Annotated in this window: 12 protein-coding genes; 4 read left to right on the plus strand and 8 right to left on the minus strand. The window is 40.2% G+C overall.

Going from position 1 to position 14,380, the window contains the following annotated elements:
• Positions 1-34: 34 nt before the first annotated feature.
• Positions 35-1,414, minus strand: a complete 1,380-nt coding sequence (locus tag RMB06_RS15540) for an L-serine ammonia-lyase (protein ID WP_311080244.1) — start codon at positions 1,412-1,414, stop codon at positions 35-37.
• Between the two features lie 448 nt (positions 1,415-1,862).
• Between RMB06_RS15540 and RMB06_RS15545 the strand changes: the two genes are divergently transcribed.
• From RMB06_RS15545 to abaF, 3 genes are all read left to right on the plus strand, one after another.
• Positions 1,863-3,434, plus strand: coding sequence for an APC family permease (locus RMB06_RS15545; protein WP_206261400.1), 1,572 nt, complete (start codon positions 1,863-1,865; stop codon positions 3,432-3,434).
• Positions 3,435-3,586: 152 nt separating this feature from the next.
• On the plus strand, positions 3,587-5,167 hold the full coding sequence (locus tag RMB06_RS15550) for an aldehyde dehydrogenase (NADP(+)) (RefSeq protein WP_311080246.1): 1,581 nt from the start codon (positions 3,587-3,589) through the stop codon (positions 5,165-5,167).
• 162 nt (positions 5,168-5,329) lie between these two features.
• Positions 5,330-6,619: a fosfomycin efflux MFS transporter AbaF gene (gene abaF, locus RMB06_RS15555; protein WP_000214022.1), complete on the plus strand. Its 1,290-nt coding sequence runs from the start codon at positions 5,330-5,332 to the stop codon at positions 6,617-6,619.
• Between the two features lie 65 nt (positions 6,620-6,684).
• Here abaF and RMB06_RS15560 read toward each other — a convergent pair whose 3' ends face one another.
• The 6 genes from RMB06_RS15560 to RMB06_RS15585 form a co-directional block, all read right to left on the minus strand.
• Positions 6,685-7,437, minus strand: a complete 753-nt coding sequence (locus tag RMB06_RS15560) for an AraC family transcriptional regulator (protein ID WP_000177074.1) — start codon at positions 7,435-7,437, stop codon at positions 6,685-6,687.
• A 44-nt stretch (positions 7,438-7,481) separates the two neighbouring features.
• The gene (locus tag RMB06_RS15565) at positions 7,482-8,744 is read right to left on the minus strand and encodes an FAD-dependent oxidoreductase (protein ID WP_311080249.1); all 1,263 of its coding nucleotides are present in this window, start codon (positions 8,742-8,744) and stop codon (positions 7,482-7,484) included.
• Entirely contained in the window at positions 8,744-8,974 is a 231-nt protein-coding gene (locus RMB06_RS15570; protein ID WP_000615330.1) for a (2Fe-2S)-binding protein, read from the minus strand. The genes RMB06_RS15565 and RMB06_RS15570 overlap by 1 nt, the downstream gene beginning before the upstream one ends.
• A complete protein-coding gene (locus RMB06_RS15575; protein ID WP_311080251.1) occupies positions 8,975-10,078 on the minus strand; it encodes an FAD-dependent oxidoreductase in 1,104 nt (367 codons plus the stop codon).
• Positions 10,075-11,007, minus strand: a complete 933-nt coding sequence (locus tag RMB06_RS15580; RefSeq protein WP_057069328.1) for a 4-hydroxyproline epimerase — start codon at positions 11,005-11,007, stop codon at positions 10,075-10,077. Before RMB06_RS15580 ends, RMB06_RS15575 begins: the two co-directional genes overlap by 4 nt.
• Before the next feature lie 168 nt (positions 11,008-11,175).
• Complete coding sequence (locus RMB06_RS15585) at positions 11,176-11,859, minus strand: GntR family transcriptional regulator (RefSeq protein WP_000174668.1); 684 nt, start codon at positions 11,857-11,859, stop codon at positions 11,176-11,178.
• A 419-nt stretch (positions 11,860-12,278) separates the two neighbouring features.
• On the opposite strand from RMB06_RS15585, the gene RMB06_RS15590 reads away from it, so the two are divergent.
• The gene (locus RMB06_RS15590; protein WP_057069331.1) at positions 12,279-13,184 is read left to right on the plus strand and encodes a DMT family transporter; all 906 of its coding nucleotides are present in this window, start codon (positions 12,279-12,281) and stop codon (positions 13,182-13,184) included.
• A 56-nt stretch (positions 13,185-13,240) separates the two neighbouring features.
• On the opposite strand, the gene RMB06_RS15595 is transcribed toward RMB06_RS15590, so the two are convergent.
• Positions 13,241-14,176: a dihydrodipicolinate synthase family protein gene (locus RMB06_RS15595; protein WP_057069333.1), complete on the minus strand. Its 936-nt coding sequence runs from the start codon at positions 14,174-14,176 to the stop codon at positions 13,241-13,243.
• Positions 14,177-14,380: the final 204 nt, after the last annotated feature.

The raw sequence follows: 14,380 nt of genomic DNA on the forward strand, positions 1-14,380 counted from the left end.
TGAGATGGGGTCACCTCGTCCCCATCTCATTTTTTTAGCACTCAATGGCGTTAACAGCAAGGCCACCTTTTGAAGTCTCTTTATATTTCTCAGACATATCTTTGCCAGTTTCTTTCATGGTCTGAATCACTTTATCTAGCGTGACAAAGTGTTCATCGTCATCATGAAGTGCCATTTGAGCTGCATTAATCGCTTTTACAGCCGCAATTGCATTTCGTTCAATACAAGGCACCTGAACCAAACCACCAATTGGGTCACACGTTAAACCCAAATTATGTTCAAGCCCAATTTCAGCCGCATGCTCCACTTGCTCAGGTGAGGCACCTAAAATTTCGGCTAAACCTGCCGAAGCCATTGCACATGCCGAGCCGACTTCTCCCTGACACCCTACTTCTGCACCAGAAATAGAAGCATTGAGTTTACATAAAATGCCGACGGCTGCTGCACTTAGAAAAAAGCGAACCACTTTATCTTCGGAAAAGTCTTTAGAAAAAGTCACGTAGTAATATAAAACTGCTGGAATAATCCCTGCTGCACCATTTGTAGGTGCCGTCACCACGCGGCCACCAGCAGCATTTTCTTCATTTACCGCTAAGGCAAATAAATTGACCCATTCCATTGCATGAAAGGTCGTCACAATCAGGTTTGAGTTTTTCTTATTTAACAACTTATCGTGAATTTTTTTAGCCCGACGTTTTACGTTTAATCCGCCCGGTAATATGCCTTCATTAATTAATCCGTTATGAATACATTGCTGCATCACTTTCCAGATTTCCATAATCTTACTGCGAATCTCAGTTTCACTACGCCAGCTTTTTTCATTTTCAAGCATTAACTCGCTCACTGATAAATGATGAGTCTTACATAAGCTTAAAAGTTCAGCCGCACTGTGAAATGGATATGGAACCTTAAAATCGTTAGTTTCAGTTTGGGTGTGTGTTAATTGTCTTTCACTAACAATAAAGCCACCACCAACCGAATAGTAAGTTTCTGCATATAAAATTTCTTGAGCTTCGTTATAGGCAATCAACTCCATTGCATTGGGGTGATAAGGCAAAGATTCATCTAAAAAAAGCACATCATGCTTATAGTCGAAAGAAATAGTCTTTTGCTGATTAAGCTCGATTGCGTTATTTTCTAGAACATCTTCAATCAAGCTTGTACTTACTTGGGTATCAATATGTTCAGGGTCAAAACCCATTAAACCTAACAAAACAGCCTTGTCTGTCGCATGACCGACACCCGTTGCTGACAGCGAACCGTATAACTTCACCTGAACTCTAGCTGTTGCTTGTAAATCGTTTTGCTTCAATAAATCATCCACAAAACTGTATGCCGCTCGCATGGGTCCAACTGTATGGGAGCTAGATGGACCGATGCCAATTTTAAAAAGATCAAATACACTAATAAACACGTGGTCCTACCTTCGATTCATTATTATTCGTATGTTCGTCATTATTGTGTCCTTTCGGATAGCTCTAAAATTATCATTAAGCCATCTATAAAGCACTGAAAATAAATGGCTCATAGCCTAAAAACAACACAATCAATTGCTAATACAGTCTTTTTAAAAATGGAATTTTCCATTAATTTAAATGGTAAATGACTCAACCAATATTGAAGAATTGTTCTTTTGAGCAAATAAAATCACCAACCTTTGCCAATTTTTTATAAAAAATATTTGGTTTTCAAGTTATTTACTTGAAATTTAAACCATTTAAAATCAATTAAAAACAAACATTTACATAGCATTTAAATCATTCATTGCCCATAAATAGAATAAAAATTCCCCTATTTACCAATAACCATATATCGTATACGATATATGAAAGAACAATAGTTCTGTCGTTAAGGAAAACGTAATGACAAGTCAGTTTAAAAAACAGTTATCTCTAATGGATCTTACATTCATTGGCTTAGGCGCCATTTTCGGTTCAGGATGGTTATTTTCGGCAAGTCATGTGGCTTCTCAAGCCGGCCCTGCGGGTATATTGTCATGGATTATTGGCGGCTTTGCCGTTTTAATTCTGGGAATTATTTATTGTGAGTTAGGCGCAGCCTTACCCCGAGCAGGCGGTATTATCCGTTATCCCGTATTTTCACATGGCCCATTACAAGGATATTTATTGGGTTCTGTGACCGTCATTGCCTTTTCAAGTTTAATTGCAATTGAAGTCGTCGCTGCCCGCGAATATGCAGCAGCATGGTTCCCTTCTCTGACCGCCGTCAATGATGGTGTTCGGTCTCCAACGACCATTGGATGGTTGTTTCAGTTTGCACTTTTATGCGTATTTTTTGCATTGAACTATTACAGCGTAAAGACCTTTGCAATCGCTAACAACCTGATCAGTGCATTGAAATTTGCTGTGCCAGTTTTAGTCATGGTCGCACTTCTATACCATTTTAAACCTGCAAACTTTTCAATGACCGAGTTTGCCCCAATGGGCGCTCACGGCGTACAAGGTGCCGTATCTGCTGGCGGTATTATTTTTGCGTACTTAGGTTTAACACCGATTATTTCGGTGGCAAGTGAAGTAAAGCGTCCACAATTTACAATTCCTTTTGCACTCATCTTATCTGTTGTTTTGGCAACGATTATTTATGTAGTGCTTCAAGTTGCTTTCTTGGGTGCAGTACCTACCGATATGTTAGCAAATGGTTGGTCAGGACTTAGTGACAAGTTCCCATTACCTTACCGCGACATTGCCATGTTATTAGGTTTGGGATGGTTAGCGCTATTAGTTGTTTCAGATGCCATTATTTCTCCGTCTGGTTGCGGCAATATCTATATGGCTGCAACTCCACGTGTAATTTACGCATGGTCGAACAGTAATACGTTCTTCCGTATTTTTACGCGTGTAGATCCAAAATCAGGCATTCCACGTTATGCATTATGGTTAACGTTCGCACTTTCAGTATTTTGGACCATGCCATTTCCATCTTGGGATAAATTAATTTCTGTGGTTTCAGCAGCGTTAGTTTTAAGTTATGCCCTAGCTCCTGTCACAGTGGGTGCTTTACGCCGTAATGCTCCTGAGCTTGAACGTCCATTCTATGTAAAAGGCTTTACCGTTCTTGGCCCACTGGCTTTTGTGATTGCTTCTTTTATTGTGTATTGGTCTGGCTGGAATGTCATTTCATGGTTATTAGGCGCACAAATCGTATTGTTTGCACTCTACGTCATTTTTAAGCGCTATGTACCAACCCAAGAAGTCAGCCTAGCTCAACAATTAAAGTCATCAATGTGGCTCCTTGTTTACTACATTTTAATGATTCTTGCCTCTTACCTTGGCAGCTTCGGTGACGGTGCAACACACCTATTAGCAGCACCATTTGACACCCTATTAGTGATGGTGATTTCCCTCGGCTGCTATTACTGGGGTATACGCTCAGGTTTACCAAAAGCACTGATTAAAAATGACGATGAGGCTTAGCAATTGCTTGCTTAAACACATATAAGTTAAGGTTTTCTTTTGATTAATACCGTATACAAAATACAATATTCTCAAATGTAAAACCTTCACTTTGATAACTCTCCAACGTCAAAAGAACCACTTTTGACGTTCACTCTCAAGTGAGGTTGATAATGTTAAATATTACTGGACAAAATTTTATTGCAGGTCAACGTTCAAGTGCAGGCAGTAAGTTTGTATTAAGCTACGATGCTGCAACAGATGAAGCATTACCCTATCAGTTTGCTCAGGCCACTCCTGAAGAAATTGATCAGGCAGCTCAAGCAGCCGCATTAGCTTATCCTGCTTTTAGACAAACTACGCCAGAACAACGCGCTGTTTTTCTAGAAACGATTGCCAGTGAAATTGATGCGCTTGATGACCAGTTTATTGCAACAGTCTGCCAAGAAACTGCCTTACCAGAAGCTCGTATTCGCGGTGAACGTGGGCGGACTACAGGTCAATTACGCCTATTCGCTCAAGTATTACGCCGTGGTGACTATTTAGGTGCCCGTATTGATTTGGCTTTGCCTGAACGTCAACCGCTTCCACGTCCAGATTTACGTCAATATAAAATCGGTGTTGGACCAGTTGCCGTATTTGGTGCGAGTAACTTCCCTCTCGCCTTTTCTACTGCTGGTGGCGATACCGCTTCAGCACTTGCGGCTGGATGTCCAGTTATTGTGAAGGCTCATAGCGGTCACATGGCAACCGCCGAATCCATTGCAAATGCCATTTGTAGTGCTATTGAGAAATGCGCTATGCCAAAAGGCATCTTTAGCATGATTTATGGTCAAGGTGTCGGTGAGCCACTGGTAAAACATCCAGCAATTAAAGCCGTTGGATTTACAGGTTCACTCAAAGGTGGTCGTGCTCTATGCGATTTAGCTGCCGCACGTCCTGAACCCATTCCTGTTTTTGCCGAAATGTCGAGCATTAATCCAATGATTTTATTACCTGAAGCTCTAAAAGTGCATGGTGATAAAATCGCAAACGAACTTAGTGGTTCAGTCGTTTTAGGTTGTGGTCAGTTCTGTACCAATCCAGGTTTAATGATTGGAATTAAATCACCTGAATTTAGCCAATTTCTTGCGCAGTTCAAGGCTGCAATGGCTCAGCAACCGCCACAAACTATGCTTAACAGAGGCACTTTAAGAAGCTACGAGCATGGTCTTAAAGAATTAATCGCACATGACAAAATTGAGCATTTAGCGGGTCAACCACAACAAGGTCCGCAAGCCTATCCTCAGCTCTTTAAAGCCGATGTATCTCTTTTAATAGAGCATGATGAATTACTTCAAGAAGAAGTGTTCGGCCCAACGACGATTGTGATTGAAGTTGAATCGGCAGAGCAGCTCGCTCTCGCTTTAAATGGTCTACGTGGTCAACTTACAGCATCATTAATTGCCGAGTCACAAGATTTTGAGAACTTCGCGACACTTATTCCATTACTTGAAGAAAAAGCAGGACGTTTGCTTCTAAATGGTTACCCAACAGGTGTGGAAGTCTGTGATGCCATGGTTCACGGCGGGCCATATCCTGCAACTTCAGATGCACGCGGTACATCGGTAGGAACCTTGGCAATCGAGCGTTATTTACGTCCAGTATGCTACCAAAACTATCCAGATCACTTATTACCACTCGCCCTTCAAAATGCCAATCCGCTTGGTATAACGCGCTTAGTCAATGGTGAAATGAGTAAAGCTGCTCTTTAATTTTTTTAAAGGAGTTTATCCAAGTGATGAACTCCTTTTTTATTTACATCAACGCCTCACAACGTAACCGCACATTATTTAAATAAAAAAGTGCAAAAAATGAATAGCAAGATGCTCCATCAAATCAATGTGTAACATATTTTCAAATAAGGATATTGGTATATGACGACAACACTAAAAAAGGTAGTAGCGGCCTCTATGGTCGGCTCCGTAGCAGAATGGTATGAATTTTTCCTTTATGGCACCGCTTCTGCCCTCGTCTTTGGCGAACTTTTCTTTCAACAAACTGGCAATGCTATAGATGGCATTTTGGCGGCCTTTGCCCTGTATGCCGTTGGATTTTTAGCAAGACCTCTCGGTGGCCTCGTGTTTGGGCATTACGGCGATAAAATTGGACGCAAGAAATTATTGCAAATTAGCCTGATTATTGTCGGTATCACTACTTTTTTAATGGGCTGTATTCCTACCTTCCATCAAATTGGCTATTGGGCACCTACACTCCTAGTGATACTGCGTTTAATTCAAGGTTTTGCTTTTGGGGGTGAATGGGGCGGCGCAGTTATTTTAGTTTCAGAACACAGTCCAGATGATCGCAGAGGTTATTGGGCAAGTTGGCCACAAACTGGCGTACCGCTCGGAAATTTAGTAGCCACACTGGTTTTATTATTACTTTCAAAAAACCTCTCACCCGAACAATTCCTAGATTGGGGATGGCGCTGTGCATTCTGGTTCTCAGCAGTCGTGGTACTAATTGGTTTATGGATTCGAAAAAATGTAGACGATGCCGAAGTGTTTAAAGAAGCACAGGCCAAACAACAACTTCTTGAAAAGCAACAACTCGGGATTATTGAGGTTTTAAAATATCATAAGAAATCTGTTATTGCGGGTATCGGTGCCAGATTTGCAGAAAATATTTTGTACTATATGGTGGTTACTTTTTCGATCAGTTATTTAAAGTTAGTCGTCCATAAAGATACTTCGCAGATCTTACTGCTCATGTTCGGCGCTCATCTGATCCATTTCTTTATTATTCCTTTTATGGGGCATTTAAGCGATATATTTGGCCGCAAACCTATTTATCTTATTGGGGCTGTACTTACTGCTTTTTGGGGTTTTGTCGGCTTTCCTTTAATGGATACAGGCAATGACTGGCTCATTATGTTAGCAATTGTGCTTGGTTTATTTATTGAGTCCATGACCTACTCGCCTTACTCTGCGTTAATGACTGAGTTATTTCCAACTCACATCCGCTATACGGCGCTTTCATTTTGTTATCAAGTTGCGCCAATTATGGCAGGTTCGCTTGCTCCATTAATTGCCCTAACATTACTCAAAGAATTTAATAGTTCGATTCCGATTTCTTTATATTTGGTTGCCGCAAGCCTGATCTCTATTGTCTCGATTTTGCTAGTGAAAGAAACCAAAGGCCGATCATTGGCTTTTAAAGATTAATCTTTAATATACAAATTCAGCACTTAATAATGATTTGGGTTGTTTTATACAGCCCAATTTTTTATCTAAATATTTTTGATAGAGGCCCGATACAAAGTAGGTGACATGCCTGTATGCAACTTAAACTGACGACAAAAAGCACTATGGTCAGTATAACCACAGCGCAAACCAATTTGAGTAATCGGTAAGTCAGTCGCAAGCAGTTCAGTGGCGACTTGCAGACGAATTTTGCTAATCATTTGCCGAGGCGTTAAATGGTATATTTTTTTGCAATAACGTTCCAACTGAGCCACCGACACACCAGCAATTGCAGTCAAATGCGCCAAAGTAATGGTTTCGGCATAATTCTTTTTAATATATTCCTCAACCTGAACCATTTTATAAAAAGCAGGATGTGTATTTTCAGGCACATTTAAATCATTAGAAATTCCAGCAATTCCTACTAACTTTCCATCCGCATCAAATAAAGGTTCTTTATAAGTTAAACACCAACCCGACTGATTTTTTGCATATAAATGCAGCTCTAATTGCTCTGTTAACTTTTTACCGCGGCGAATAACTTGCAAGTCTTGCGATGTATATATTTTTCCAAGTGAATGAGGAAAAACTTCAGAAGAGGTTTTTCCCAATATTGCAGTTTTATCCTTTAGACCGCAGCGATTTACTAATGTTTGATTGACAAAGACATAGCGTGCTTCGGTATTTTTGATGAAAAAAACCACCGAAGATAAAGCATCAAACAATGGTTCTATACTTTCCAGATTTTTTAAGAAATCTTCCAAAGTGGTAGTTAGTTTCGGAATTTGAACCAAAGTCATGAGCTAGAGCGGACAAAGTAATAACTTGTCTACTCTAGAACATTTCATTTTTGATTTAAAGGAGAAGTAGACATCGCCATGAGGCTTTTTACACGAGTAGGAAGTAATGGTGGTCGAGAGTTAGGCAACTGCCAATCAAATAAGCAAGCTGCTGCTGTTGCACATGTGCTTCCTTGGCACGCTCCCATTCCACAACGTGTATGTAATTTTGCATCAATCCAACTACTACGCTCAGCAACTTTATCAAAAGTCACATCTTCACATCGACAAAAAATAGTTTCTGGGCGTGCAAGCGTTTTTAACTCAGCACGTAACTTGAAGCTTTTCTCAAGGAGATGTGCAAATAAACGATACCGTTGTCTTTGAGCAAATAATTGACTGGCTTTTTCATTTTGACCTATAGCTGCATAACCTGCGATGCTACCTTCAACCATCGCCAGCTCACTTCCGCCAAAACCTGTACACTCACCTGCTGCCCACACCTGTGGTTGTGATGTACGTTGATAGTCATCAACCGTAATCGCATTGTCCTTAATTTGACAACCCATTAACTGCCCTAATTGAGTATTCGGGACTAAGCCAAATCCGCACGCGAGTCGATCACACTCAATTTCAATGATTCCCTTCGGCGTTTGTAGCCTTACTCGTTCAAGACGCTCCTGACCAATCGCCTCAACCACATAACTGTCAGGTTGATATAAACGATAAGGCAAAGATAACGCCTGTATTATTTTCGCAGGCCAACGCCAAAGTTGCAGTGCAAATTTACGAACAGAAGATGAAGCCGCCTGTTCGGCAACATAGAGAACTTGAGCCTCTGCTTTTTTTGCTGTATCCGCACTTGCTAAAAGTAATGGCCCGGAACCTGCAATCACAATACGTTCATTTTTGACAGGTGTGCCTGCTTTAATTAAGGCTTGCAAACCACCTGCACCTGTTACACCAGGTAAAGTCCAACCGGGAAAAGGCAAAAACAGTTCTCTTGCACCCGTACACAATATAAGCTGGCAATAAGACAAATTTAGGCTGTCGTGAGGTCGCTCAACGAGTAATTGGCCTACAAAAGGTGCAGCGACAATCTTGGCACCAAACATAAATTCAATATTAGAATGAGTCTTGATTTGTTGATATTTCTGCTGCGCCATTTCAGGCACAGGAAAAGTCGGACCGGCCCGCCAGATTTGGCCGCCCGCCTGTGGGTTATTATCTAATACTAAAATTCGTCCGCCACTTTCGGCGGCTGCAATAGCAGCTGACAACCCTGCAGGCCCAGCACCGACAACCACCACATCGTATTGTTTTTCCATTATTGTGTTTCCACCTTCATGTCTTGCTGGCACAGCGTCTGACAAGCAAGCACTCTGAGTCCATTAATATTGACACGACATTCCTGACAAACTCCCATTCCACAAAATGGAGTACGTTTTTCACCACAGACAGACAAACGACTATAAGATTTCGCTTGTGCTAAAGCAGCAGCAACACTCGTACCTTCAATCACAGAAACAGATTGTCCGTTAATAAAAAGCTGAATCATCTATGCAGCTCCTATAAAACGATGAGGTAAAAAAGGATCAGGATCTATATCACAAGTTAATCCACACACATGTGAAGCAATAAGTCTTGCTGTCCCTGTTGCTGTGGTTACACCTAATCCTTCATGGCCTACTGCTAAATAAACCGATTGAAATGCAGGATGTCGTCCAATTACCGGAATACCATCCGGAGTGGCTGCACGAAAACCAGTCCATGCCCGAATAACATTAAGATCAGCCAAAGCTGGAAAATAATCCGCAGCCTCTTTAAGCACCCGAGTAAACACTTCTGGCTCTACAGTCGGATCAACTGTATTAAACTGACGAGATGACCCAATAAAAAGCTGGCCCGTCGGTCTAGGCTGAATATTACAAGCCACCGAAATACCACTTGTCGCTTGAGTGCTGGCCGCATAAGCCAAAGCCACTAACGTATGTTTTACATTTAATTCAGGGTAACGGTCAGTAATCGCCAAATGACCTTTTTTAGGTTCAATCGGTAGCTCTGGAAAAAAATCTGTCGCATGAATACCGTTAGCCAAAACGATATGCGCAGCTTCTAGCCATGTTCCATCACTTAACTGAACCCGATTTTCTTCAATATGAATAACTTTAGCTTTTTGAACCTGAATCTTGTGGGGAAATTTTTTTAATAACCATTCAGCAGCACAAGGTGCATATAAAATTCCATCATCAAAAACTTCTAAACCACCATAAAGACCCTGCTTTAAGTGAGGTTCAAGCTGATGAACTTCATCTTCGTTTCGAAGTTGGCAACGGACACCTTGTGCAGTGAGACGTTGATATTTTTCCTCAGCAATCTGCATTTCTTCTGCGCTACTTGCCAGCCATAAAGTTGGCATTTGTCGATAGGCACATTCTTCCGAAAGCTCGTGTCCTAATTCATGCCATAGCTGAACTGACCAATGACTAAGTTTTAATTCAGCTTCCAAGTCATCCATAATGACCAAATGCCCCATGCCCGCGGCTGTGGCACCACCGATCCGAGCATCCAAAACTTGCACATTTAACCCTTGCCGAGCCAATTCATAAGCACATGCCGCACCTACAATGCCTGCCCCAATGACGATGGCATCGGTTCTCATAGCTGAATACCCCAAGCAAATGGGTCATTTTCATCCATAAATAAAGTTGCTTCAGCACTCATGTAAGCTTCACCACGAATGGTTGGAATCACATATTCCCCTGCTTGCTCATACGAGGCAATAAACTGACTACCGATAATACTGGCTTGTTTCCATAACTTTCCTGGTTCAAGTTTGCCATCTGCAGCTAAGCAAGCAATTTTCGCACTGGTTCCGGTTCCACATGGTGAACGGTCATAGGCCTTGCCTGGGCAAAGTACGAAATTTTTACTGTCTGCTTCGGTGTCACTTGCAAATAATTCGATATGGTCAATTTCTTGCCCATCTTTACCAGTTATTCCTTGTACCGTAAGCGCTTGTCTAACCGTCCACGCATAGTCAGTCAGTTGATCCAAATTATCACTTGCAACACGTTGACCATGATCATTAATCAAGAAGAACCAGTTACCACCCCATGCAATATCACCAGTAACTTTTCCATATTTTTCAACATCAACTTCGACCGCTTTTTTATAACGATATGCCGGTACATTTCGCACGCTAACTGAATGATCTTCATGCAATGTCGCCTCAACATCGCCGACTGGAGTTTCAATTAAGTGTGTACCCACTTGTATTTTTCCTAAGTGCGCTAAGGAAGCTACTAAACCAATCGTGCCATGACCACACATGCCTAGGTAGCCCGTGTTATTAAAGAAAATAACGCCCGCGCTCGCTTTGGGATTCACAGGTTTACACAATAATGCGCCAACCAACACATCATTACCGCGCGGCTCTAACATGGTTGCTCTACGGAAATGGTCATATTGTTCTAATAATATTTTTCGGCGGCTTTCCATGTCTCCTGTACCTAAATCAGGAAAACCTTCAAGCACTAATCGTGTTGGTTCACCACCAGTATGAGAGTCTAAAATTTTTACTGTTTTCATAGAAGTATCCTTACATTTTTTTCTAGGATGACTGATCTCAAAACAGCAAGCTTGATCATTTTCTTATAAATCTATGACGAAATCAGCATAGTGAAAACTTGCTTCAGCTAAAATAAAGACAAAAAAATTAGGCCATTGGCCTAATTGAAATGATAAAGAATGCAGCGCTTATTTTTTCACATTTTTATGGTGAGGTAAGTGCTCATAAAGTGATTGGCAAACACCATTAATATGCTCTTCAATTAACTTAACCGCCAAATCAACATCTTTGGCTTTACAGGCTTTCACAATTTCTTTGTGCTCATCATTTGCACGCGACTTGCCTTCGGAAACATTCATCTGCAATCTTAAATAGCGCTCAATTTTATCGTAAATAGAACGAATTAATCCGAGCATATAAGGTCGCTGTGCTGGTTCATAAAGGCACGCATGTAACTGCCAATTTAATGTGGTCCAGCTTCCAATATCCATGTTGTCAATAAAGGCATTACAAATTTCATCTGCCTTTTTATAAGTTTCTTCTGTCATATTCGGCACGGCGAGCTGAATCAGCTTCGTTTCTAACATGACTCGGACTTCAAAAATCTGTGCCAACTCTTCTTCAGAGATGCGGGTCACAATTGCACCGCGATTTTTTATAAACTCAACTAAACCTTCGGCTTCAAGTTGCTTTAAGGCTTCACGTACCGGAATTTTGCTGACATTAAAAAGTTTGGCAATTTCATCCTGACGAATAGGTTCACCTTCAGCAATATGCCCTGCAATAATTGCTTCTCTAATATATTTGACAATAACTTCAGATACCGAAGGCATTGCACCAAGATTTGATACATTAAAAGATGGTAGCGTCACGAATATTCTCTTAACCTCAAAATATGACACAAATAAAAGGATGATAATTTTTATTCACCCGCCATAATGAAATCATTGCTTTTCAAGCATTATTTTCGGCACGGCTTAGCTTTATTTAATGCTGCTAAAACTCATTTTCTCTACTTATTAGAGCTAATAATTTTTAACTACATTAATAGCTAAAGTATACTTTATACTATTTAATTCACAAAACTATTATTAGACTATGCTGAAATCGTCATAATTTTATTGTATCTAACCAAGCAAATCATAATAAATAGCAGCATACTACCCTGTTCTCTTGACGGGTTACTGTCAAAAAATTCTTATCCATTGCGCTGAGTTATTGTCTGCAAGAAAAAATTTTTATCTTGTAAAAATTATGCTGCATAAAACTTTTAAAGTCTGAGTCACTTCATATGAGTACGCCAACAGAAGCAAAATTTTCCCTGCATTATTATACGGGTTTCTTATCTGTACTATTTGCTGCTTTTCTATGGGGTACAGCAGGTACAGCGGCATCTTTTGCAAAAGGCATTAGCCCACTTGTAATTGCTACCATATCTGTGGGCTTCGGTGGATTAATTCATACGTTTTTAAGCTTAATAGCCATTAAAAATAATTATCAAAAACTATTTAACTATAAATCCCAAATCTTTATTGCGGTTGTTGTTTCAATTCTTTGTCCTTTTGCATTTTATTCATCTGTCTCTTTGGCTGGTGTTTCTATTGGCACAGTAATTTCTATTGGCTGTGCACCTTTATTTTCAGTGCTTTTGGAATGGATTTTAGATAAACGAAAACTTTCTTTGAAATGGCTTATTAGTTTTATTCTCGGCTTTTTAGGAATTATTTTACTCTCTTATGCCGGTGATCACACACAACATCAAGTCGTACAATCTGATCGTATTTTAGGGGTATTTTTTGGTTTACTCTCTAGCCTGAGCTATGCAACATATTCTTGGATAATGAGAAACCTAATTCGCCAAGATGTCGACTCAAGAGCTGCCATGGGAGTGATTTTTGGTATCTCTGCAGTGCTGTTACTACCTACATTATTCATTACAGCACAAAACCTTTTTGATTACCCAACTAACATTTGGGTTGCGATCTATATTCCAATTGTTCCTATGTTTTTGGGCTATTTATTTTTTAGCTTTGGTCTTAAACGAATTCCAGCAAGTCAGGCTATGACACTAGCTTTGGTCGAAATTCCTGTTGCAGCATTATTAGCAGTTGTTGTCGTAGGCGAAAGTTTAACAATGCATAGTTATTTAGGTTTAATTCTCATTTTCCTATGCGTTATTGTTCTAACAAAAAAGTAATTAATAGAAATAAAAAAAGAGGCTCAATTATTAGCCTCTTTTTTATAAGTATTTACTTAGATTTCAGCTGACCAGTTACGGTACCAAGTACGGAATAGTTCATACTGAGTTTCAACGTATTTACGTTGTGATTCACTCAATGCATCCGTCTCATTGAAGTGTAAGGTATATTCTTTATCACCGTTAAGTACCATTAAATATTTATAGTAAAGAACTAAATCAGTTCCTTCATCAAAAGAAGATAAAACTTCTAATGCACTTGATAACTCTTGTGCTAAGCGACGGGCTTTTGCATCACCTGCTGCAGCTTTCTTACTGAGGTCAACCAACTGTAGCACTTCTTTAGGCAAAGCATTACCAATCCCTGTAATCGCACCCGTTGCATTGCAGTTCACGAAGCCATGAAAAACTTGAGTGTCTACGCCAGCCATTAAGGTAACTGAATCATCTTGTGAAGTAATGAACTCAGCCGCATAACGCATATCGGCAGCACCACCAAATTCTTTAAAACCAATTAAGTTTGGAAACTCACGGCGTAATTCAAAAAATAAATCTGCACGAGTCGCAAATCCATAATACGGACTATTGTAAATCACCGCTGGTAAGCTTGGAGCTGCTTTTAAAATTGCAGAAAAGTGAGCTTTTTGTGCTGTTGGTGAGGCACCACGTGATAGTACACGTGGAATAACCATAAGCCCTTGTGCACCGACTTTTTCTGCATGAGCTGCATGAGAAACTGCTTCTTTTGAATTAACCGCACCTGTACCAACAATTGTTGGAATGCCATCAGCAACTAGTCGTGCTACACCTTCTTGGCGTTGAGCTTCGGTTAGCAAAGGCCAATCCCCCATAGAACCACAATACACTACCGCACTCATGCCCGCTTCAATCAGCTCATGCCCTTTTTTCACAAGCGCGTCAAAATCTGGCTCACGGTTAGGAGTACATGGAGTCATTAGCGCCGGGATACATCCTGTGAAGATATTACTCATAATTATTCCTCAGTAATACAAATAAAACTCTTGGTAGTCGTACTTTCGAGTTAATCCATCTCAAAAGTTATGGAATGGGATTAATAGCTGCTTAATCATTCTTCATATATCGTATACGATATACAACAAAAAGAATAGTCCTATCCCTTAAATTCTTTAACTGAGTAAATATTTATATAAATCAAATATTAATTTTATTAATAG

The sequence above is a fragment of the Acinetobacter sp. V104_13 genome, from assembly GCF_031798995.1.
GTDB lineage: Bacteria > Pseudomonadota > Gammaproteobacteria > Pseudomonadales > Moraxellaceae > Acinetobacter > Acinetobacter pittii.